The organism is Rhodopseudomonas palustris HaA2, from assembly GCF_000013365.1.
Lineage (GTDB): Bacteria > Pseudomonadota > Alphaproteobacteria > Rhizobiales > Xanthobacteraceae > Rhodopseudomonas > Rhodopseudomonas palustris_J.
Window position 1 is genome coordinate 4,065,562 of sequence record NC_007778.1, and the last position, 22,646, is coordinate 4,088,207.

At 66.5% G+C, this 22,646-nt stretch carries 15 protein-coding genes; 4 read left to right on the forward strand and 11 right to left on the reverse strand.

All coding sequences use genetic code 11. The features are described from left to right. Positions 1-27: 27 nt before the first annotated feature. From RPB_RS17925 to RPB_RS17940, 4 genes are all read right to left on the reverse strand, one after another. Positions 28-2,241, reverse strand: coding sequence for a TonB-dependent receptor family protein (locus RPB_RS17925; protein ID WP_011442431.1), 2,214 nt, complete (start codon positions 2,239-2,241; stop codon positions 28-30). A 57-nt stretch (positions 2,242-2,298) separates the two neighbouring features. Then, entirely contained in the window at positions 2,299-2,643 is a 345-nt protein-coding gene (locus RPB_RS17930; protein ID WP_157038860.1) for a DUF2946 family protein, read from the reverse strand. Between the two features lie 126 nt (positions 2,644-2,769). Then, positions 2,770-3,408, reverse strand: coding sequence for an NrsF family protein (locus RPB_RS17935; RefSeq protein ID WP_011442433.1), 639 nt, complete (start codon positions 3,406-3,408; stop codon positions 2,770-2,772). 2 nt (positions 3,409-3,410) lie between these two features. Further along, positions 3,411-3,956 (reverse strand): sigma-70 family RNA polymerase sigma factor, encoded by a 546-nt coding sequence (locus tag RPB_RS17940; protein WP_011442434.1) that lies wholly within the window; start codon positions 3,954-3,956, stop codon positions 3,411-3,413. A 353-nt stretch (positions 3,957-4,309) separates the two neighbouring features. On the opposite strand from RPB_RS17940, the gene RPB_RS17945 reads away from it, so the two are divergent. The 3 genes from RPB_RS17945 (at position 4,310) to RPB_RS17955 (ending at position 7,401) form a co-directional block, all read left to right on the forward strand. Then, positions 4,310-4,924, forward strand: a complete 615-nt coding sequence (locus RPB_RS17945; protein ID WP_245258251.1) for a hypothetical protein — start codon at positions 4,310-4,312, stop codon at positions 4,922-4,924. A gap of 78 nt (positions 4,925-5,002) precedes the next feature. Beyond that, complete coding sequence (locus RPB_RS17950) at positions 5,003-5,782, forward strand: enoyl-CoA hydratase (RefSeq protein WP_011442436.1); 780 nt, start codon at positions 5,003-5,005, stop codon at positions 5,780-5,782. 200 nt (positions 5,783-5,982) lie between these two features. Then, the gene (locus RPB_RS17955) at positions 5,983-7,401 is read left to right on the forward strand and encodes a TolC family outer membrane protein (protein WP_011442437.1); all 1,419 of its coding nucleotides are present in this window, start codon (positions 5,983-5,985) and stop codon (positions 7,399-7,401) included. Positions 7,402-7,548: 147 nt separating this feature from the next. Here RPB_RS17955 and RPB_RS17960 read toward each other — a convergent pair whose 3' ends face one another. From RPB_RS17960 to RPB_RS17990, 7 genes are all read right to left on the reverse strand, one after another. Further along, positions 7,549-7,824 carry a hypothetical protein gene (locus RPB_RS17960; RefSeq protein WP_245258252.1) on the reverse strand — a complete coding sequence of 92 codons (276 nt, stop codon included), beginning with the start codon at positions 7,822-7,824 and terminating at the stop codon, positions 7,549-7,551. Between the two features lie 232 nt (positions 7,825-8,056). After that, positions 8,057-11,179 carry an efflux RND transporter permease subunit gene (locus tag RPB_RS17965; protein WP_011442439.1) on the reverse strand — a complete coding sequence of 1,041 codons (3,123 nt, stop codon included), beginning with the start codon at positions 11,177-11,179 and terminating at the stop codon, positions 8,057-8,059. Positions 11,180-11,388: 209 nt separating this feature from the next. Continuing rightward, the gene (locus RPB_RS17970) at positions 11,389-12,630 is read right to left on the reverse strand and encodes an efflux RND transporter periplasmic adaptor subunit (RefSeq protein ID WP_011442440.1); all 1,242 of its coding nucleotides are present in this window, start codon (positions 12,628-12,630) and stop codon (positions 11,389-11,391) included. A gap of 285 nt (positions 12,631-12,915) precedes the next feature. Next, the gene (locus tag RPB_RS17975) at positions 12,916-14,313 is read right to left on the reverse strand and encodes a CoA transferase (protein WP_011442441.1); all 1,398 of its coding nucleotides are present in this window, start codon (positions 14,311-14,313) and stop codon (positions 12,916-12,918) included. A 296-nt stretch (positions 14,314-14,609) separates the two neighbouring features. After that, entirely contained in the window at positions 14,610-18,107 is a 3,498-nt protein-coding gene (locus RPB_RS17980) for an error-prone DNA polymerase (protein ID WP_011442442.1), read from the reverse strand. 151 nt (positions 18,108-18,258) lie between these two features. Beyond that, complete coding sequence (locus tag RPB_RS17985; RefSeq protein ID WP_041798329.1) at positions 18,259-19,857, reverse strand: Y-family DNA polymerase; 1,599 nt, start codon at positions 19,855-19,857, stop codon at positions 18,259-18,261. Then, positions 19,745-20,530 carry an ImuA family protein gene (locus RPB_RS17990; protein ID WP_011442444.1) on the reverse strand — a complete coding sequence of 262 codons (786 nt, stop codon included), beginning with the start codon at positions 20,528-20,530 and terminating at the stop codon, positions 19,745-19,747. The genes RPB_RS17985 and RPB_RS17990 overlap by 113 nt, the downstream gene beginning before the upstream one ends. Before the next feature lie 787 nt (positions 20,531-21,317). On the opposite strand from RPB_RS17990, the gene RPB_RS17995 reads away from it, so the two are divergent. After that, positions 21,318-22,553, forward strand: a complete 1,236-nt coding sequence (locus RPB_RS17995) for an ABC transporter substrate-binding protein (protein WP_011442445.1) — start codon at positions 21,318-21,320, stop codon at positions 22,551-22,553. Positions 22,554-22,646 lie beyond the last annotated feature (93 nt).

Sequence of the window (22,646 nt, forward strand, 5' to 3'; positions counted from 1 at the left end):
CTGATCGCCGCCGCATCCTGACGTGCATCACCAGCGCACCTTGAAGCCGGCATAGACCGCGCGTCCGGTGCCCGGTTCGAACAGAGGCGAGGTCGCGGTGGCCTTGTCGATGATGCTGGCGGAGGCGATGTAGGCCTTGTTGGTGAGGTTGCGGCCCTCGATATAGATCGAGTACGGCCCGCCATTGTCGATCCCCGCCTTGAGGCCGAGCAGCGCATAGGGCTCGGTCTTCAGCGTGTTGGCGCTGTCGACGAAATAGGCCTGCGGCACCCACTCCACGTTCGGGCCGGCATAGAACCCGTTCGGATTCTTGTAGAGCAATTCGGCGCGCAGATAGTGCCGCGGCGCGCCGGGCAGCAGATTGTTGCCGAAGGTCGCATCGTTGTCGAAGCGGAAGTCGTTCAGCGTGTAGGCCATGTTCAGCCACAGCCGGTCGGGCGCGTGTCCTCGCTCGAACAGGTTCTTGAACAGCGCGACGCCGAGCCCGGCCTCGATGCCCTGATGCACGCTGCGATCGGCGTTGGTCACGTTGCAATTGCCTAACGAACTGTAGATGCAGAGCAGCTCGTCCTTGATCTCGGCGCGATAGCCGGTCAGCTCCCAGACCAGATCGGGCCGACGGCCACGGGTGCCGATCTCGTAAGTCGTCGCACGCTGCGGCCGGATGCTGGTGAAGGGAATCGACTGCGCTGCAGAGCTCTCGCCGAAGCTCGGCACTTCGGCGCTCCGCGAGATGTTCCCGAACGCCTGCCAGGTCGGATCGATGTCCCACAACAACCCAGCCTTGGGACTCCATAAGTTGAACTCCGTCGTCCCCGACGGATCGTTGTTCGACGTGAATCGGACGACCCGGTCACGGGTGGCGTGCAGGAACTGCGTGCCGGCGACCAGCGCAACGTTGCGCAGGAAATAGAACGAGTCCTCGACGTAGAACGACGTGTTGGTGGATTTGTCGATCGACGAGAACGCCAGCGCACCCTTCTGCCCGGCGAGGTTGACGTATTGCTTGTTGTCGATCCGACCGTTGAGCAGGTTGACGCCGGCGACCAGACGGTTGCGATAGCCGCCGATGAAGCGATCGTCGGTGACTTTGGCGAAGCCGCCATAGTCCTGATAGCGATAGTCCAGCCACTGGAAGATCGGATGCATCAGGTGGCGATCGACGCCGAAGGCGCCGAAATCGACCACCGTGTTGTCGAACCGGATCGTGGTCTTGTTGGCGAGCCGCACCGTGTCGATGTTGCGCTGCTGGTCGAGCGCGACGTTGTTGGCTGCGGCTGTTTCCGGCGAGGTCAGCGCCGAGGTCTTGGTGACGCTGCCGGGGATCCGCTGCCGGACGTGATTGGCGTTGAGATAGAACCGGGTCTCGATGTCCGGCGTGATCTGGTAGCCGATATTGGCGCTGAGCCGGTGGGCCTCGCCGTCGCTGTGGTTGCGGAAACCTTCAGCCGCCTGCGTCGAGGCGGTGACATAGCCGTCCCACGGGCCGTTGACGCCACCGGCATTGGCCTGCAGCCGGCGATAGCCGAACGCACCGGCGTCGACGCTCACGCCGTTCGGGAACGGATCGCGGCCGGTCGCGGTGACGAAATTGATCGCGCCGCCGAGCGAATTGGCGCCGAACTGCAGCGCGTTGGCGCCCTTGTAGACCGCGACGTATTTGTACGCGGTGGGGTCGATCTCCTGAAAATCACCATAGCCGTCCGCGGTGTTGATCGGAATGCCGTCCATGTAGAGCTGCACGCCGCGCAGATGGAAGTTGCGCGACAGCCCCGAGCCGCGGATCGACAGCCTGGTGTCGTCGCCCCATTTCGGCTGCGCGAATACGCCCGGCACGTAGTCGAGAATGTCCTTGATGGTGTTGGACACCGTCGAGTTGCGATAGGCGTTGGCGGGCACCAGCGCGACGCCGCCGGGCGTCTGCTGAATGTCGTTCAAGGCCTGCTGCACCGTGAGCACGGTCAACGCCGGGCCTCTCGCCGCCTGCGCGCTGTCGACCGGTGCGGCGGCCGGCAACGGCGCCGGGCTGGTGGCGCGCACCGCTCGCGTCGCCCGCGACGGGCTGCGCTGCGCGCGCGGCACGGCCGGGCGGGCCTGATCCGGCGCCTGCACCGTCACCGGCGGCAAAGTGCCGTCGCGAGGGCTCTGTGCCATCGCCGGCAGCGAAACAAGACAAGTGGAAACGAGCGCAGTGGCCTGCAGCAGCACGAGGCTGCGCGACCGCGGACGAGCGGACGACATGGATAGACTCCGGAAACCGAGATGACGAGAACAAGGCGCGCCGACAGGCGCAGGTCGTCAGCTCAGGGCCGGAGGTCCACGCGGCTGGTGATCGCGGCTCTGCGTCAGCGCAACGAACGGCGTGACGCGCGGCGGGTCATAGGCGACGCCGAATGCCAACCGGATCGCGATCGACGGCGCCACCGGCGGCGGCGCGGCAGCGACGTGCTGGCCGATGCACAGCGGGCAATGGATCGCCCCGGGTTTCGCTTTGCCGGGCTCGACCGGCGCCGCCTGGTGGTCGGCGGTCGCGAGGCAGAACTGATCGCCGGCCAGCAATTGGAGCGGCGATTGCGCTGCGATCAAGGTGCTGGCGAGGACGACGTTGAGCACGAGCGCGTAGGCGGCGGCCCAGATGGCCACCAACCCAATTGCCCGCATTTTTGCAATTTTGCCCAACAGAAGCTCCCCGGCTGTTTTGCTAGCACAGCCGAAAAGCGAGTCACACTCACTCGCAATTAGAAACTTCCGCAGTGTGACTGATTTACCTCAGTACCGCAGCACCCGGCGACCAGCCGCAGCGCCGATCGCGGCGACGATCACAGTCGCCAGCGTGTACCAGGTCGCCACGAACAGCGGCGAATCGTCGACGCAATGCGCCGCGTACAAGGTCGCGGCGAGCCCGGCCGCGATCATGCCGGCCAGCGCACCGGCCAGCGTCGGATTGGAGGGTGCGCCGCGGCGCAGGCCGATCAGTGCCGCGATCAGCAACGGCAGCGACACGACGGGAATCGCGGTCAGGCACTGCATCGCATTGTGGCCGACCAGCCGCGTCATCATCGACGTGCGGTGCGGCAGCATCGCCTCGCCGCCGATCGCAAGACCGAGGATCGCGAGTGGCGCCAGCAGCAACAAATTCCAGCGTCGTGCCGTTGCCTCCGGCCGCGACAGATGCAGCGCGACCGTGATCGCGGACAGCACCAGCGCCAGCGTCACCACGAATTTCAGGTCGAAGAACGGATTGCCGATCGCGGTCGCGATATCCGGGCGTAGCCCGAGCGTCGACAGCAACATCGCGGCCGACACCGGCAGCGCCACCAGCAGCGCCGCGGCCAACACCTGTCCGACCGGCCTCCCGCGCTGCGGGACGTCGGCGGCCAGGGTTTTGATGAAGTGATCCGTATCCATCGTCAGACCGATCTCATTTTGGCCGCGAGCGCAGCCAGACCACGATGCAGCGCGACGCGCACCGCGCCCTCGCTCATCGACAGCCTGTTAGCGGTGTCCTTGATCGAGGCGCTGTCGACCGCGATCGATTGCAGCACCTCGCGCTGGCGCTGCGGCAGAGCCTCGAGGTGCCGCGCGATCTCGCCGGACGGCAGCGTCTCCGGCGCCGCTTCGCTCGGGATCGTCTCGGCGAAATCGTCGATATTGACGAACACCCGCCGGCCGCGGCGGCGCAACGCGTCGATCAGCTTGTTGCGTGCGATCGCGAACAGCCAGGGCGCAAACGGCGCCTCCGGATCCCAAGTGTGTCGCTTCAGATGCACCGCCAACAGAATTTCCTGCACGATGTCCTCGGATTGGTCGATCGGCTGCCCTGCCCGCGCCAGGCCCCGGCGGGCGCCGGCCCGCAGTACCGGCGTCACGGCCTTCAGCAGCCGCTGATACGCGACGCTATCGCCGGCATTGGCCGACAGCATCAGGTCGGTCCATTCGTCGTCACGTCCGCGCACACGCGCTCCTCAGAAGCAATTCGGCTCCAAACTCAATTTGTTACGGTCGAAAGCGATGTTCACGGCGTCGTGATCAGGACCAGCGCACCCGTTCGGGCGGCGCCGCGGAACTCCTTACCATCCTTGTCGGCCGTGATGCCATCGAGACGCCTGCCACAAGTATTGCCAAATTATTGCCGCGGGTCCGCGCCGATTTCCCATGGTTTGGCCCCGGTGGCGCCATTGCCGCAGGGTCAATCTGCCGCTCGGGGCTGGCAACTGGGGATATTGCCATGAAAAGCAAGGCCAACGGGCGCTCGGGATTGATCATCGCAGCAGGCTTGTGTGCGTGTCTTTGGGGACCGCTGCAGCTCGTGCCGGCCGCCGCCGCGCCGGCCGCCTCGCAGGACAACGCGACGCAGCAGTCCACGTCGGCGGTCGCAAACAAGAAAAAGGCCGCGCGCCCTTCCACCCGACAGGTGAAGAAGAAGAAGGCGGCTCCGGCCAAGGCGGCCAAGCCCACGGCCGAAAAGACCCCAGCCGAGAGCGAACGCGACAGCGCCGCCGCGTCGACCGAGACGACGCCGGACGGCGCGCCCAAGAGCGGCGTCGCAGCCGGGCCCGAGACACCGTCGGCCGCGCTGCCGCCTTCGGTCGCCAATGCCAATGCCCAGGTGCTGCCGGTCGCAGGCGCGACGCCGGCCGCGTCCGATGGCTCGGCGGACGCGCAGGTGGTTCCGCCCGACGAGGTCAACGAGCTCGACCGCGCCGCGACGGAAGCCCCGCCGCCGGCTGTGATGGCGGCAACGACCCCGGCGCCGGGCCCGGCCGCGGCCAGCTCGGATCAGACCACCGTCGGCGCGGCCCAGATGTCGTCCGCGACCAGCAACGACGGCGCCTGGGACAAGGCGTCCGTGATCGGCAAGATCTTCATCGCCGTGGGCGGGCTTTTGACGCTCGCCTCGGCCGCGCGGATGTTCATGGCCTGACCCGCCTCCCCTTGAAGCCGGAGCCGCCAGCGGGCAGATTGCCCGCGGCCGCGACCGGCCCTCGAGCGGGAATGCATCATGAGCACTTTTGAATTCATCATCGTCGAACGCCAGAACGCCGTCGGCATCATCAAGCTCAACCGTCCGAAGCTGTTGAACGCGCTGTCGTTCGGTGTGTTCGGCGAGATCGGCGCGGCGGTCGATGATCTCGAAGCCGACGACGCGATCGGATGCATCCTGATCACCGGCAGTGACAAGGCGTTCGCCGCCGGCGCCGATATCAAGGAGATGCAGCCGAAGGGCTTCATCGACATGTTCAACGAGGACTTCACCTCGATCGGCGGCGACCGTCTGGCGCGCTGCCGCAAGCCGACCATCGCCGCGGTCGCCGGCTACGCGCTCGGCGGCGGCTGCGAATTGGCGATGATGTGCGACATCATCATCGCGGCCGACACTGCGAAGTTCGGCCAGCCGGAAATCACCCTCGGAACAATCCCGGGCATTGGCGGGACGCAGCGCCTGACGCGCGCCATCGGCAAGTCGAAGGCGATGGATCTGTGCCTCACCGGACGGATGATGGATGCGCAGGAAGCCGAACGCGCCGGCCTGGTCAGCAGGATCGTGCCCGCCGACAAGCTGATGGAAGAGGCGCTCGCCGCCGCCGAGAAGATCGCGTCGATGTCGTATCCTGCGGCCGCGATGGCGAAAAGCGCGGTGAACCGTGCGCTGGAAACCACACTGGCCGAAGGTCTCGCGGTCGAGCGCGATTTGTTCCGCTCCAGCTTCGCACTCGAAGATCGCTCCGAGGGCATGGCGGCCTTCATCGAAAAGCGCAAACCGAACAACAAGAACCGCTGACAGCCGGCTGACAGGCAAGGGCCGGGGCGATTTGACGCCGCATCATGCCACGCGCCTGATCGTCGCAGCGTTGCTCCATGACCACAGTCGCGGCGACAACCGCCGTCCGCGCGCCTCGATGATTTGCGTCACACTGCAGCGCGTTCTAAAACTGCGGTGATGTCAGCGGGGGCGGATGTCGAAGGGTTGTTGCGGAACAAATGGCTTGGTCGTCAGGATTGATTAGCAGCGCCGGTACGACGGCACGTCGTTCGCTTGCGGGCGTTTGCGCCGCCGCGATCAGCCTTGCGCTGACCTTTCCGGTATCCGCCGAGGGACTCCCCGAAGCGCTCGCGAAAGCCTATCAGACCAATCCGCAATTGAATGCCGAGCGCGCCCGGCAGCGCGCGACCGACGAGAATGTGCCGGCCGCCCTGTCGGGTTATCGGCCGCAGATCATCGCAAGTCTCGGCGTCGGTATGCAGGCGGTGCGGAACCTGCTGCCCGACAACACCATCCAGACCGCAACGCTGAAGCCGTGGACGATCGGCGTGACCGTCACGCAGAACCTGTTCAACGGTTTCAGGACAGCCAACAGTGTGCGCGTCGCCGAATTTCAGGTGAAGTCCGGCCGCGAAGCGTTGCGCAATGTCGGACAGGGCGTGTTGCTCGACGCGGTCACCGCCTACACCAACGTGCTCGCCAACCAGGCCTTGGTTGCGGCCCAGAAGACCAACGTCGATTTTCTCAGCCAGACGCTGGACATCACCAACAAGCGATTGAACGCCGGCGATGTGACGCCGACCGACACCGCGCAGGCCGAAGCGCGGCTCAGCCGCGGCCGCGCCGATCTCAACGCCGCCGAAGTGAACCTCGCCGTCAGCGAGGCCACCTACGCGCAGGTGATCGGCAATCCGCCGTCGCGGCTCAGCCCAGCCGCGCCGGTCGACCGGCTGCTGCCTCGCAGCCGTGAGGAAGCGATCGCGCTGGCGCTGCAAGGCAATCCCGCAGTGCTGGCGGCGAGCTACGACGTCGACGTCGCCACCACGACGATCAAGGTCGCCGAAGGCAGCCTGCTGCCGAGCGTGACGCTGCAAGGCAACGCCAGTCGCAGCCGGGACACCGATTCGACGCTCGGCACCAAAGGCACCGACCAGGCTTCGATCCTCGGCCAGGTCTCCGCGCCGATCTACGACGGCGGACTCGCCGCCGCGGAGACCCGGCAGTCCAAGGAGATCGCGGCGCAGAGCCGTCTGGTGCTCGATCAGATCCGCAATCAGTCGCGCACCGCGGCGGTCGGCGCGTGGGTCAGCAATGAGGGCGCCAAGATCGCCGTCAGCGCGTCGGAAGCCGAAGTGCGCGCCGCCGAGATCGCGCTGAAAGGCGTCGGCCGCGAAGCGCAAGGCGGCCAGCGCACCACGGTCGACGTGCTGAATTCGCAGCAGGACCTCACGCTCGCCCGCGCGCGCCTGATCGGCGCGCAGCGCGATCGGGTGATCGCGTCCTACACGCTGCTCAGCGCCATCGGCCGTCTCGACGTCAAGACGCTGAAGCTCAATACGCCGGACTATCTGCCGGATGTTCACTACCATCAGGTCCGCGACGCCTGGCACGGCCTGCGCACGCCGTCGGGTCAGTGACGCCGGCCGCGATCCGCCGGACGCGCCCGCAACCGCCGACATCACCCCGGTGCCTAACGCGCGTGTGGCGGCCTTGCCGGGTCGATCAGGTCGGTGCGCCGGCGCGTTTTCTCGATGGGCCTTTCAGCGCCTTTTCAGAGCGCCTTTTCAGAGCGCCTTGGCGTGACCTCGAGCCGGCGCGGCCACCGGGCGTGCGCCGAATGCATCGGTCGCCTCGCGCAGGCTGCCGGCGCCCCTCGCCTTGGCCTGCCCCGGCGGGAACGTCGGGCTATGGGTCGCGGTCACGGCCTCGACGCGATCACCGAGCGCCCGGCCGGTTTCGACGCAGATGAAATGCTGCTGCGAGCAGGCGAGGCAAAAGACCGGCTCATAGGTCAGCCGATCCCTGCCCGCCGCTTCATCGGCGAGCCAGGTCTGAGTCATCAGACCGTTTTGCGGACATCGGTAAACCAGCAATCTAGCCATGGTTGCATGGTGCCACGCCGTGCACGCTCGCAGCTTGACGCAAGTCAATCGGTGGATGCGTTCAAATGACGCGACACGCGGCGATCGCCGTGTCATCGCATTGCAACATTGCAGATCCAGCTGATTTTATTGCTCGTCTGAGGACCGACGAATTGCGGCTCGTCACACGACGACGAGGCCGCCTAAGTAATCATCCCAGGCGGCGGCGCGAGAAATAGGAGATCAGCACCGGCAGCGTGACCAGAATCACCCCCGGCGCGAGCATCATCCCGGTGACCACCACGATCGCCAACGGCTTCTGCACCTGCGAGCCGATGCCGCTCGACACCGCGGCTGGCAACAACCCGACGCCCGCCACCACGCAGGTCATCAGCACCGGCCGCAATTGCAACTCGCCGGTGCGGAGGATGGCTCGGACCCGGTCGAGGCCCTGATCGATGAGCTGATTGTATTGCGACAGGATGATGATGCCGTCCATCACCGCGATGCCGAACAGTGCGATGAAGCCGATTGCAGCCGACACGCTGAACGGGATGCCGGTCACCAGCAGCCCGAGCACGCCGCCGAAGATCGCCATCGGAATCACGCTCATCGCCAGCAGCGTGTCGGTGAAGGAGCCGAAATTGAAGAACAGCAGCACGCCGATCAGAACCAGGCTGATCGGCACCACGATCGACAGCCGCTTGATCGCGTCCTGCAGATTACCGAATTCGCCGACCCATTCGGCACGCGAACCCGGCGGCAACTGGACCTGTTCCGCAACCTTGTCCTGCGCCTCCTTGATGGCGCTGCCGAGATCGCGCTCGCGCACCGAGAACTTGATCGGCAGATAGCGCTCCTGATTTTCGCGATAGATGTAGGCGGCGCCGGACACGAGCTGGATCGAAGCGACTTCGGTCAATGGGATCTGCGTGATGCCGTTCGGGCCCTGCACGCCGATCCGCAGATTGTGGATCGCCTCGGCGCTCTTGCGATATTCCGGCGCCAGACGAACAATGATCGGGAAATGCCGGTCGCTGCCCGGTTCGTACAGATCCCCGGCGCTGTCGCCGCCGATCGCGATGCGGATGGTGGCGTTGATGTCGCCGGGCGTCAGCCCATAGCGCGCGGCGCGGGCGCGGTCGACATCGATCTGGATGGTCGGCTGGCCGAGCGAGGTGAACACCGCGAGATCCTGCACGCCCTGCACCGTCGCCAGCACCGACTTGATCTTGTTGGCGGTGTCGGTCAACGCCTGCAGATCGTTGCCGTACAGCTTGATCGAGTTTTCGCCCTTCACGCCGGACACCGCTTCCGAGACGTTATCCTGCAGATACTGCGAGAAATTGAACTCGACGCCGGGGAATTTCTCCTGGAGCTGCTTCAGCATCCGCGCGGTGAGATCGTCCTTGTCCTTCGACCCGGGCCATTGCGACGCCGGCTTCAGCGGCGCGAAGAACTCGGCGTTGAACAGGCCGGCGGCGTCGGTGCCGTCGTCGGGCCTTCCGTGCTGCGACACCACCGATTCGACCTCGGGGAAGGTCGCGATCAGCTTGCGCATCTGGTTGACGTAGCCGTTGCCCTCGGCCAGCGAGATCGTCGGCGGCAGCGTCGCGCGCACCCACAGATTGCCCTCCTCCAGCTTCGGCAGGAATTCGAGGCCGAGGAAGCGCGTCGCGATCACCGTCATCACCACCAGCCCGACCGCGCCGGCCATCACCAGCCGCCGGTTCGCGACCGCCCAGCCCAGCAACGGCGTGTACAGGCGATGCAGCCAGCGCATCAGCAAGGTCTCGGTCTCCTTCACATGCGCCGGCAGGATGATCGCGGAGAGCGCCGGCGTCACGGTGAAGGTGGCGAGCAGGCCGCCGGCCAACGCGTAGGCATAGGTCTTCGCCATCGGGCTGAAGATGTTGCCCTCGACGCCCGACAGCGTGAACAGCGGCAGGAACGCCGCGATGATGATCGCGGCGGCGAAGAAGATCGAGCGCGACACGTCGGCGGCCGCCGACAGGATGGCATGGCTCTTCATCCCCATGACGGTGTCGGCCGAGATATGGCTGAGCTCTTCGGCCGACAATGCGGTGGTGTGCGACAGTCGCCTGAAGATCGCCTCGACCATGATCACGGTGGCGTCGACGATCAGGCCGAAATCGATCGCGCCGACGGACAATAGATTGGCGGATTCGCCGCGCAGCACCAGGATGATCACCGCGAAGAACAGCGCGAACGGAATCGTCGCGCCGACGATCAGCGCGCTGCGCAGGTCGCCGAGGAACACCCATTGCAGGAACACGATCAGCAGGATGCCGACCACCATGTTGTGCAGCACCGTGTGGGTGGTGGTGTCGATCAGGTCCTTGCGATCGTAGATCCGCTCGATTCGCACGCCCGGCGGCAGCACGCCGGAGGCGTTGATCGCCTTCACCGTCTGCTCGACACGCGCGATCGTCGGCGAACTCTTTTCGCCACGCCGCATCAGCACGATGCCCTGGACGATGTCGTCGTCCTGGTTCATGCCGGCGATGCCGAGCCGCGGCTTCTCGCCGACGCTGACTTTGGCGATATCCCGGATCAGCACCGGATTGCCGCCGCTCGACGCCACCATGGTGCTGCCGAGATCGTCGATCGAGCGGATCAGCCCGACGCCGCGCACCACCGCGGACTGCGCGCCGATATCGACGGTGTTGCCGCCGACATTGATGTTGGAATTGGAGACCGCCTGCAGCACCTGCGGCAACGTCAGGCCGTTGGCGACCAGCTTGTTGAAATCGACCTGGACCTCATAGGTCTTGGTCTTGCCGCCCCAGCCGGTGACGTCGATCACCCCCGGCACCGCACGGAAGCGGCGCTGCAGCACCCAGTCCTGCAACGTCTTGAGATCGAGCACGCTGTAGCCGGGCGGGCCGACCAGCCGATAGCGGAAGATCTCGCCGATCGGGCTGAGCGGCGAGATGCCCGGCTGCGCATTGCCCGGCAGCGGCGCCAGCTGCGACAGCCGGTTGAGCACCTGCTGCAGCGCTTCGTCGTAGGTGTAGTCGAACGAGAACTGCAGTTTGACGTCGGACAGGCCGTACAGCGAAATGGTGCGGATCGTCTTGAGGTTCTTGATGCCGGCGACCTGGGTCTCGATCGGAATCGTGATGTAGCGCTCGACCTCCTCGGCTGACAGCCCGGCGCTTTGCGTGACGATATCGACCATCGGCGGCGTCGGATCGGGATAGGCTTCGATGTTGAGCTGGTTGAAGGCGACCACCCCGCCGGCGATCACCAGCAGGAACATCGCAACCATCAGAAAGCGGCGGTTGACGGCAATGGCAACGAGGCGACCCATCCGGATCGGACCTTTCAGGCAGGCAGGCGGACGCGAGGCGCGTCGGGTCGTGCGGACTTCCTCTCGCTCATCGTCCCGCGCCGTTCAAATGAACTCTGCGACAGGTGGACCGGAAGATCACGTCGCAGGCGAGAAATCGGAGAGAACGGGCAAGGAAGGAGTAGAAGGAAGGCGGCGGCGTATCTTCACGCGGGCAGCGCCTGCGAACCTCAACCGGTCGCCGCGCGATCGATGAACAGGGCGCCCTTGGTGACGATCTTTTCGCCCGGCTGCAGATTGCCGATCACTTCGACCAGATTGCCCGCGGTGAGCCCCGGCTTGATGGTGCGCAGCTCGATCGAGCGGTCGTCGCGCGCGACCCAGACCCGGACCTGGTCGCCCTCGTAGATCAGCGCCGTGCGCGGCACGCCGACTGCGGGGTGGTCGGACGCCGAGTAGATCGTGACATTGGCGAACATTTCCGGCTTCAGCGCGCCGTCGGGATTGTCCATGGTGGCGCGAACCATCAGCCGGCGCGTGGCGGGGTCGATCGCGGCGGCGACGTAGTTGATGCGGCCGGTCAGCGTGCGGCCGGGCAGTGCCAGCACCTGGAAGCTGATGTCCTGGCCGACCTCGACGTCGGCAGCCTCGGACTCGCGGACGAAGGCGGTGAGCCACACCGTCGACAGGTCACCGATCACGAACACCGGATCGCTGGCGCCGGCATTGACGTATTGCCCGGGGCCGATCTTGCGCTGCACCACCGTGCCGGCGATCGGCGCGTAGATCGTCGTCTCCGGATTGATCCTGCCCTTGTCCTGAAACGCCGTGATCGCGCTCTCGGTCAATCCGAGGATCCGCAAACGGTTGCGCGCGGCTTCGAGCGCCGTGGTCGCCGACTGCATGTCGTTCTGCGCGCTCGTCAGCGTCGCCTGGGCCTGCTGATAGTCCTTCAGCGGCACCGCCTTGCCGTCGAACAGATCGCGCGCACGCTTGTCCTGAAACTGCGCCAGTTCGAGCTGCGACTTCGCCTTGTTCAGCGCGGTGGAGGCGACGATGAAATCGTTCTGCGCCTGCACCGTGTCCGGCGCCTCGATCGTGAACAGCGGCTGACCCTGCACGACATGATCGCCGGGGCGCGCCAGCAGTTTCGTCACCCGACCCGCATAAGGCGAGAACACAGGCGTCGAGCGATCCTCGTCGATGGCGATCTTGCCTTCGGTGACGTGCTCGGCGCGGAAGCTGAAATCGCTCACCTTCTCGATGGTCAGGCTCGCCCATTCCGCCGCGCTCGGGGTGTAGCGATCGGCGCTGCGACGCGACTGGCTGGAGATCTCCGAATGGACCTCGGTGGCTGCGTAGCGGTCCGCGACGATGGAGCCGGCCACGGCGACGCCGACGACCAGGCAGCCGGTCAGCACCAGCCGCTTCCGCGTCACACGTCGCAGCCTTCGCGTAACGTGTTTCCACATGGGCTTGATCACCGCATTGCCTCCGGGCGACTGATAGTGCCGAACCATGACACGCTAACCACAAAGGCGGACCGGCGTCAGCCGGGATGAGTTTCTGCGGCGCAGCATTCCGCTCGCGACGGACGGCCCTGATATCGTTTCGTAGAGACCGGAATCTGAACGCAGCATTAATGCTCGCTTTGTCCGCCGACAATCTCCGTCAATAGTGAGCAGCAGCCGGGGTTCGGTTGATCGATTACTCCCGCGCAACCCTCGAGATGTCCCAGACCGGTCACCGCCTCGCCGTCAGCCCCGGGCGGGCCAGCCTGGTGGATCGGTGCCGAGCGGCACCGCGGGTCGCGCCCAATGCGCCGGCGTCTCGGACAGCATCGCGGCGTGGCGCACGGCCGTGAGTCGCCCGAAGCCGGACGGCAGATCCTCGATATACGAAGCCGCCAGATCGGGCGTGATGTCCGGCGTGGCGAGGCCTTGCGCCAATCGCCCCATCTCCCACAGCCATTTGCCGGTGCGGGCGAGCGACAGTTGGACGTGCCAGCTGCCGCCTTCGCGCGCCTGCCGCGCCCTGGCGATCATCGCGCCGAACGCCATCAGATAGCCGGTGGCATGGTCGAGGATCTGCATCGGCAATTCCTTCGGCCCCTCGACCCCGGCCGCCTGCGCTTCGGCATGGTTGAATCCGGTGGCGCATTGCACCAGCGAATCGAACCCGCGCCGCGTCGCCCACGGCCCGTTGCGGCCATAGGCGGAGAGCGACACATAGACGATACCCGGATTGATGGCGGCGGCCTCCTCCGGCGAGAAGCCGAGCGCAGCCAAAGATTGCGGGCGATAGCCCTGTGAGAAGATGTCGGCCTCGCTCAGCAGTTCGCGCAACGCCGCGTGCCCCTGTGGCGTCGTCAGGTCGGCGTAGCTCGACAGCTTGCCGCGGCCGGTGTCGATCACCAGCCACGGGATCGACGGCAGCCTGGGACTTGATACCAGCATCACGTCGGCGCCGTGCGCCGCCAGCGTCCGGCCGGCGACGGGTCCGGCGATGACGCGCGACAGATCGAGCACGCGCAGTCCCGCGAGCGGCCGCTCACCAGCCGGCCACGGCTTCGGCGCCGCCTCGCCGATCTTGCTGATCTCGACCAGCGGCAGCGCATCCAGCGCCGACGCCTGAGGCAGCGCCTGCCATTCATCGCGCGACCGCATCAGCGCCACCACGCCGCCGGCGTCGTAGGCCGCGGTCTCGAACGTTTCGCCGTCCCATTGCAGCAGCGCCGCCTGCACCGCCTCGCGCGTCGCGTCGCACGGCAAGACGTTGCAGACCGCGTCGCGATGATGCGGAAAGTTGGTGTGCAACCGGACATAGCGGCCACCCCTCACCTGATACACGCCGGCGATCGGATCCCACATCGGCGGCGGCGGTTCGCCGTCGCGGCGCAGATAGCGCTCGGAGCGGCACTCGATCGCGGCATGGCGCATGTCGACGCTGACGCGCTGTGTCTGCCCGCTGCGCATCCGCCAGATCTCTGCCGCAGCGAGCCCGCTCGCGGCGATCGACACTTGCGCCGCCGCATCGACCCGGAACGACGACGGCAATTGCGGCTCGTCGCCGGTGAGCGTGACGGCGTCGAGCGCGGCAGCATCGCCGCCGACGGAGGTCCACAGGTCAGCGAGCAGATCGCGGGGAGATGGCATCGTGTGATTTCTTCCGGCTTGTTGAGGGCGACGCTGAGACGACCGCTCACCACACTGTCAGCGTCATACGCGGGCTTGACCCGCGTATCCATCGTCTTCGGAATGATGGATTGCCGGGTCGAGCCCGGCAATGACGAAGGACAGCCAAGCGACACATAGCTCCCATCTCGCAGCGTCATCCTGAGGCGCCGCCGCGCAGCGGCGGCCTCGAAGGATGGGCCGCTTGGTGGTCGTCAGCATCCTTCGGGGCTCGCTGCGCTCGCACCTCAGGATGACGGCCGTTGCGTTGCGAGTCCTCAATGAAAATCCCGCGACGGCGGCAGGATGCGGACGTCGCGGGGGTGGCGCAGGCGCTGGGCGGGCGCGTCGGGATTGTCGCGGCGGTCGCCGTTGAGCGGTTCATACGTCAGCGGTTCATACAGGTCGGCCCCGGTCGGCAGCGGCGGACGAGCGAGGCCCTCGGACAGGCGGCCCATCTCGGACGAGCGATCGACCAACCGCTCCGCCACCAGATGCACTACACCTTCCGGGCTCGCCTGGATCTTGCCTTCGACCAGGATCAGCCGGGCGCCCATCACTTCCTTGCGAAATTTCTCCATCACCGATGGCCACACCACGATGTTGGCGATGCCGGTCTCGTCCTCGATGGTCATGAAGATCACGCCGCTGGCCGAACCCGGCCGCTGCCGCACCAGCACCACGCCGGCGCAGCGCACGCGCCGGCCATTGCGCCGCGTCTCCGAGACCTCGCGACACGTCACCACCCGCTCCGTCGCGAACACCGCCCGCAGGAATTCCAACGGATGGCCCTTCAGCGACAGCCGCACCGTCTGATAATCCGCGACGACATGCTCGGCCATCGGCATCTGCGGCAGCGGCGCGGCCTGTTCGTCCTGCTGTTCGCGCGCGCTCGCGGCTTCGAACAACGGCAGCGGCACGTCGTCGGGCAGCCGCCGCACCGCCCACAGCGCGGCGCGGCGATCGAGCCCGAGCGAGCGGAAGGCATCGGCGTCCGCCAGCAGGATCAGCGCGCGCTTCGGCAGCGCCGTGATCCGCGCGAACTGTTCGAGCGAGCCGAACGGCCCCCTCGCCCGCGCCGCGACGATGCGGGCCGCCCAGTCGTCGCTCGGCGGCAGGCCGGCTTCCAGCCGCACGCGCTCTTCGTCCGGATCGGCCCAGCGGAAGCCGTCGATCTGGCGGAAGCCGAGCCGCACCGCGTGATACGCGCCGCAGCGCTCCTCCAGCGTGCATTGCCCGTCGCTGAACGACACGTCGACCGGCCGCACCTCGACCTTGTTGGCCCGTGCATCGCCGACGATCTGCGCCGGCGCGTAGAAACCCATCGGCTGTGAGTTGAGCAGCGCGCAGCAGAACGCGTCGGGGTGCTCGCATTTCATCCACGCCGAGACATAGACCAGCTTGGCGAAGCTGGCGGCATGGCTTTCGGGAAAGCCGTAGGAGCCGAAGCCCTTGATCTGTTCGAAGCAGTTCTTGGCGAAGGTGGCGTCGTAGCCGCGCGCCATCAGATTGCCGATCATCTTGCTCTCGAACTTGCCGATGGTGCCGACATTGCGGAACGTCGCCATCGCGCGGCGGAGCTGATTGGCCTCGTCCGGCGTGAAATGCGCCGCCTCGATGGCGATGCGCATCGCCTGCTCCTGGAACAGCGGCACGCCGAGCGTCTTGCCGAGGATCTGCTGCAGTTCGTTCTTGTCGCCGGCCTCGCCGGACGGCGACGGATACACCACCGGCTCCTGGCCGTTCCGCCGTCTCAAATAAGGATGCACCATGTCGCCCTGGATCGGCCCCGGCCGCACGATCGCGACCTCGATGACGAGATCGTAGAAGCAGCGCGGCTTCAGCCGCGGCAGCATGTTCATCTGCGCCCGGCTCTCGACCTGGAACACCCCGATCGACTCGCCGCGCTGGAGCATCTGGTAGACGTTGTTGTCGTCCTCCGACTTGATGTCGGAGAGCTGGAAGCGCACGCCCTTGTGCTGCGCGATCAGGTCGAAACCCTTGCGGATGCAGGTCAGCATCCCGAGCGCCAGCACGTCGACCTTCATCATCTTCACCGCGTCGATGTCGTCCTTGTCCCATTCGATGAAGGTGCGGTCCGCCATCGCGGCGTTGCCGATCGGCACGTAGCTGTCGAGCCGGTCCTGCGTCAGCACGTAGCCGCCGACATGCTGCGACAGATGCCGCGGAAAGCCGATCAGCTCGGTGGCGAGCTCGACCGCGCGCCCGATCATCGGATTGGTCGGATCGAGCCCGGCCTGCCGCACCTGCATCTCGCTCAGGCCCTTGCCCCAGCTTCCCCACACCGTGTCGGCGAGCGCCGCGGTGACGTCTTCGGAGAGCCCCAGCGCCTTGCCGACGTCGCGGATCGCCGAGCGCGGCCGATAGTGAATCACGGTGGAGACGATCGCGGCGCGATGCCGGCCGTAGCGGCGATAGATGTACTGCATCACCTCTTCGCGGCGCGAATGTTCGAAATCGACGTCGATGTCCGGCGGCTCGTCGCGTTCCTCCGAGACGAAGCGCTCGAACAACAGGTCGATCTCGGTCGGATCGACGCAGGTGATGCCGAGCACGTAGCAGACGGCCGAATTCGCCGCCGAGCCGCGCCCCTGGCACAGGATGTTCTGCGACCGCGCATAGCGGACGATGTCGTGCACGGTGAGGAAGTAATGCGCGTAGTCGCGCTTGGCGATGAGGGTCAATTCCTTGGCGATGGTGGCGCGCAATCTGTCGCTGATGCCGTTCGGGAAATAGGTTGCGATGCCCTCTCGGGTGAGATCTTCGAGATGCTGCTGCGCGGTCTTGCCGGGCGGCACCGGCTCGTCGGGGTAGTGATATTTCAATTCGTCCAGCGTGAACGAGATGCGATCCGCAAAGCGCAGCGTCTCGGCGACCGCGTCGAGGTCGGCGCGGAACAGCCGCGCCATCTCGGCGGCGGGCTTGAGATGCCGCTCGGCGTTGCCTTCCAGGCGTCGCCCCGCCTTGTCGATGGTGGTCTTGTCGCGCACGCAGGTCAGCACGTCCTGCAGCGCGCGCCGCGACGGGTGGTGATACAGCACGTCGTTGGTGGCGATGCCGGGCACGTCCGCCGCCGCCGCGATCCGCCGCAACCGCGCCAGCCGGCGCTTGTCGTCGCCGCGATAATACGGCGCCAGGGCGAGCCAGACATTGCCGCTGTTCAGCGCCGTCAGCCGCTCCAACGCGGCTGTAATCGCCTTCGCCTGAAAGCGATAGGGCGGCATCAGGACGAACAGGATCTGCGAGCGGCCGATTTCGCGTTTTCCCCCGTCATGCCCGGGCTTGTCCCGCGCATCCACGTCTTGCAAGACGCGCGGCTGCAAAGACGTGGATGGCCGGGTCAAGCCCGGCCATGACGAAGGAAAGGGTCGAGCAGCATTGCTCGACACAAATGCCTCCAGATCCGCAAACGTCAGATGGCACTCGCCCTTCCCGGCGCGCAGCTTGCCGGCGCTGAGCAGCCGGCACAGCCGGCCGTAGGCGGCGCGGTCGGTCGGATAGGCCAGCACGTCGGGCGTGCCGTCGACAAAACACAGCCTTGCACCGATCAGCAGCTTTGGTTTGTAAGCGAGCTCCTCGTTGTCGAGCTCGCTGTAGGCGCGAACCACGCCGGCCAGCGTGTTGCGGTCGGCGATGCCGATCGCATCGAGGCCGAGACGACTCGCCTGATGCACGTAGTCCTGCGGGTGCGAGCCGCCTTCGAGGAACGAGAAATTGGTGGTGACGCCGATCTCGGCGTAGCGCGGGGCGTTCATGGCGTCTCGTCTTAGAAATTAAGCGACAACTCCGTCATTGCGAGCGAAGCGAAGCAATCCAGAAGCTCCGTGCACTGAGCCCCTGGATTGCTTCGTCGGCTTCGCCTCCTCGCAATGACGGGGAGAGGCTGTACACACACTCGCCTGTCCCTCACGCGAACAGGCCGTGCATGTACCAGCGCGGCTGGCCGCCGCCGTCCGGCTGCGGCATCACCTCGCGGCCATACAGGCCGTCGCGATACAGCCAGAACCGCGTGCCGGATTCGTCCTCGATGCGGAAGTAATCGCGGGTCAGGCCGGGCTCGGCGGCGCGCCACCACTCCATCGCGATCCGCTCCGGGCCTTCGGCGCGGGCGACGCGGTGGAGAACGCGGCGCCAGGTGAATTGCGCCGGCGGCCCGTCCGGCACGCCGGCCAGCACCTCGATCGGCTCCGGCGGCTGCAGCAGGCGCAGCGGCCGCAGCGGCGGCTCGTCGGCGCGCGCCGGCCACGGCGCATCGTCCGCGTCCGGCGGGCAATGCTGCACCGGCACGGCGAGCGCCGCACGCTCGGGGATGTGCGTGTTCTGCGGCAGATAGCGCACCACGCGCCGCGCCCCGAGCCGCGCCGACAGCGTGTCGGCCAGCAGAGCGACGTCTTCGGCCTGGTGCGCGGTGGTGTCGAAGCCGCGCTGCGCCTCGGCGATGGCAACGCACCGGCTCGCGGCGAGGCGGATCAGGTCGTAGCCGAAGCCGGGATCGAGCGGGTCCGCCAGCGCATCGAGCCGCTCCGCAAACAGCCGCTGCACCACCTCGACCCGCGTCACCGGCTGTCCGGCCTCCACCACAAGGCTGCGCACCGCCCCATCGCTGCGGAAGAACGAGGCGGTGAGCTGCCGCGCGCCCTTGCCGCTGCGTTCCATCGCGGCGATCAGCAGCCGCGCCAGCGCCAGCAGCGTCGGCAGGATCACCTCGGTGGTGGCGACCGGCTCGGCAAAGCGCTTGTCCACGACATAGTCCGGCGCCGGCTTGCGCGGCGAAATCGGCGCGTCGTCCTCGCCGGTCGCCTGACGCAGCACCGCGATGAAGGCTTCGCCGAACCGCGCCGCGAGTTCGGACGGCTGCCGCGCCAGCACATCGCCGATGGTGGTGAGGCCGGCGCGGCAAAGGCCGCGCACGATCGCCTCGCTGACGCCGAGCGCCGCCACCGGCAACGGCGCGACCGCCGCGGCTTCCTCGCCCGGCGCCACGATCCTGCCCGGCGCGCCGCGGGTCAGTGCCCGCGCCGCCACCGCGGTGCCGGCGATCGCCGCGCTCACCGCAAAGCCCTGCCGCGTCAGCGCAGTGGTGAGCATGCGCAGCAGTTCGGCCTCGTCGCCGAACAGATGCGCGCAGCCGGTGATGTCGAGCAGCAATCCGTCGGCGCCGTCGAACGCCACCAGCGGCGTGAAGCGGTCGCACCAGTCGGCGACAGACGCGAGCAGCGCGGCGTCGGCATGCGGATCGTGATCGATCACGTCGAGCGACGGATGCATCGCCCGCGCGGTGGCGAGCGGCATCCCCGGCATCAACCCGCCCTGCGTCGCGCATGCATCGCAGGCGACGACGACCAGTGCATTGTCGCGCTTGGCGGCGACCACGCGCGGCGGACGCGACGATTCACCCGGCGAGCCGACGCTCGGGCCCGGCGATTTCCGTTCGATGCGATCGGTCGGCAACCGCGGCAGCCAGAGGCCGAGGATGCGTCTGCGGTTCACGGAAGCGGCACACATCACAATTCCATTCCATGATCCAGCGGCCGGTCTGGCCGTGACGATTGCGGATGAGCGAGGTCTCGAGCACCGGCGCGCCCCACCCCTCGATCGGCGGCGAATGCGCCGCGCGCACCACCCAGCGCGTCTCTGCGGTCGAGGCCTGCGGCATCGCGGAGATCCGCAGCATCAGCGCGGTGACGCCGGACTGCATCGCGGCCAGCGTCAGCTTGCGCGAGGCGACCAGATCGAAGGCGCGGATCTCGCCCCACAATTCGGTCACCACCGCGCCGAGCCCGTTGCAGGCGAGCGCATCGGCCGACGCGCGCAGCGCGCTCTCGGCGTCGTGCGCGCGCACCACCACCAGGCGGCGCGGATCGAGCCCGAGTTCGGCGAAACCCTCCATTGCCAGTTCGCCGTTTTCACGCGCGGAAAAATCCGACCGGATCCACAGCAGGAAACGCTGCTCGGCCAACCGCCGCGCCAGCCCCGCGACGAATCCCGTCGCCGCCGCGCCGTGGCGGCCATCGCAGAACACTTCATGCAGCGCGCCCAGCGCCAAACCGCCTTGCAGCGTGGCATCGGCGTCGGCGTGGCCGAGCGGCACGCGCCGGACGAGTTCGGTCGTCCCGCTTTCCAGCCGATCGATGGCGCCCTGCAGGCGCGCGAGTGTATCGAGGCGGGCGCCGGTCATGCGCCGCTCCTTTTCCTGGGTTGCCGTAACGAGAGTCGATGAACCCGTTGCCGGCTCATTTGTTCATGATATGTTCTAATAAATCCCTGCCCCGGGAAGGAGTCAATCGGGATCATCCCGAGTCCGGCGAGCAATTTTTTTCAGCAGTTGAATCAAGGAGATTCCAAGCATGGACGTGCAGCGCAAGCTGGCCATTCGGGCCGATGCGGCGAAATACGACGCCTCCTGCGCCTCTAGCGGGACGGAGCAACGCGACAGCCGCGAGGATCTGCTGCGGGTGCCGCCAGCTCGACGGCGCGCGGTTGGCCGAACGCTTCAAGCCGAAGACGCAGCAACAGGGGTTTGGATTTTGATGCAATCACAGACCGTCATCCTGAGATGCGAGCGTAGCGAGCCTCGAAGGATGACAGAGTCAAGTGCAAGCGGCCCATCCTTCGAGGCCGTCGCTGCGCGACGGCGCCTCAGGATGACGAACTAATAAGTTGCGAGGCCAAGAAGTTGCGAGGCAAGAAGCGCGCGCGGCGGAGCTGCACGGCGCGCTCCCCCGCCGAGCCCTTCGGGGAGAGTGAGCGCCGTCGCGCGCGCCGCGCATATCCTGCTCAATTGCTCAGGCCGTATGCAACACGCGGGTGACACTTTCCATTCGACGGAACGCGCGAGAATTTCGGTAACCGTCGCAACCTCTGCGGGTTGAGCAACGCCCGCGAACCGGCTAACCCATTCCCGCACTGCTGCACTGCAGAGCAGCGCCTGCAGCAAGACCAACAACAACCAACGAGGAATCCAGATGTCGGCCCTCTCCCGTTCGATCGCCACCCTGGCGGCCGCCGCCCTGCTGTCCGCAGCCGCCGGACAGGCGATGGCGCAGAAGAAATATGGCCCCGGCGCCAGCGACACCGAAGTCAAGATCGGCAACATCGTGCCTTACTCGGGCCCGGCGTCGGCCTATGGCAGCGTCGGCAAGGCGCAAGAAGCCTATTTCAAGATGATCAACGACAAGGGCGGCATCAACGGCCGCAAGATCGTCTACATCTCCAACGACGACGCCTATTCGCCGCCGAAATCGGTCGAGCAGACCCGTAAGCTGGTCGAGAGCGACGAGGTGCTGTTCATGTTCAGCCCGCTCGGCACGCCGTCCAACACCGCGATCCAGAAATATCTCAACGCCAAGAAAGTGCCGCATCTGTTCCTGGCGTCGGGCGCCACCAAGTGGAACGATCCGAAGCACTTTCCGTGGACGATGGGCTGGCTGCCGAGCTACCAGAGCGAAGGCCGGATCTACGCCAAGTATCTGATGAAGGAGAAGCCGGACGCCAAGATCGCCGTGCTGTATCAGGGCGACGATTTCGGCAAGGACTATCTCAAGGGCCTCAAGGACGGCCTCGGCGCCAAGGCTTCGCAGGTGGTGATCGAGGACAGCTACGAGCTGACCGAGCCGACCGTCGATTCCCACATCGTCAAAATCAAGGCCGCCAATCCCGACGTGCTGGTGATCTTCGCCACGCCGAAATTCGCGGCGCAGACCATCAAGAAGGTCGCCGAACTGGCGTGGAAGCCGATGATGATCGTGCCGAACGTCTCGGCCTCGACCGGCAGCGTGATGAAGCCCGCCGGCTTCGAGAACGCCCAGGGCATCGTCTCCGCCTCCTACGCCAAGGACGCCACCGACAAGCAGTGGGAAAACGACCCCGGCATGAAGGCGTATTACGAGTTCATGGAGAAGTATGCGCCGCAGGCCAGCCGCGCTGACTCATCGTTCATGACCGGCTACAACATCGCCGAGACGGTCGCGGTGCTGATCAAGCAATGCGGCGACGATCTGTCCCGCGAGAACGTCATGAAGCAGGCGGCCAACCTCAAGGACGTCCAGCTCGGCGGCCTGCTGCCGGGCATCAAGCTCAACACCAGCGCGACCGACTTCGCGCCGATCGAACAGCTGCAGCTGATGAAGTTCCAGGGCGAGAACTGGAAGCTGTTCGGCGACGTGATCGAGGGCGAAGTCGCCGCGCCGACCGGCGGCTAGTTCAGCCTCCAACGTTTAGACATCGAGCCCTCCGCCGCGGCGGGGGGCTTTTTCTTTCTTCCTTCTCCCCTTGTGGGAGAAGGTGGCGCCGAC

Excerpts from the sequence above, each read along its gene's own strand:
- RPB_RS17925 (WP_011442431.1), bottom strand. The coding sequence starts at position 2,241 with ATGTCGTCCGCTCGTCCGCGGTCGCGCAGCCTCGTGCTGCTGCAGGCC.
- RPB_RS17935 (WP_011442433.1), bottom strand. The coding sequence starts at position 3,408 with ATGGATACGGATCACTTCATCAAAACCCTGGCCGCCGACGTCCCGCAG.
- RPB_RS17950 (WP_011442436.1), top strand. The coding sequence starts at position 5,003 with ATGAGCACTTTTGAATTCATCATCGTCGAACGCCAGAACGCCGTCGGC.
- RPB_RS17955 (WP_011442437.1), top strand. The coding sequence starts at position 5,983 with ATGGCTTGGTCGTCAGGATTGATTAGCAGCGCCGGTACGACGGCACGT.
- RPB_RS17960 (WP_245258252.1), bottom strand. The coding sequence starts at position 7,824 with ATGACTCAGACCTGGCTCGCCGATGAAGCGGCGGGCAGGGATCGGCTG.
- RPB_RS17965 (WP_011442439.1), bottom strand. The coding sequence starts at position 11,179 with ATGGGTCGCCTCGTTGCCATTGCCGTCAACCGCCGCTTTCTGATGGTT.
- RPB_RS17970 (WP_011442440.1), bottom strand. The coding sequence starts at position 12,630 with ATGTGGAAACACGTTACGCGAAGGCTGCGACGTGTGACGCGGAAGCGG.
- RPB_RS17975 (WP_011442441.1), bottom strand. The coding sequence starts at position 14,313 with ATGCCATCTCCCCGCGATCTGCTCGCTGACCTGTGGACCTCCGTCGGC.
- RPB_RS17980 (WP_011442442.1), bottom strand. The coding sequence starts at position 18,107 with ATGAACGCCCCGCGCTACGCCGAGATCGGCGTCACCACCAATTTCTCG.
- RPB_RS17985 (WP_041798329.1), bottom strand. The coding sequence starts at position 19,857 with ATGTGTGCCGCTTCCGTGAACCGCAGACGCATCCTCGGCCTCTGGCTG.
- RPB_RS17990 (WP_011442444.1), bottom strand. The coding sequence starts at position 20,530 with ATGACCGGCGCCCGCCTCGATACACTCGCGCGCCTGCAGGGCGCCATC.
- RPB_RS17995 (WP_011442445.1), top strand. The coding sequence starts at position 21,318 with ATGTCGGCCCTCTCCCGTTCGATCGCCACCCTGGCGGCCGCCGCCCTG.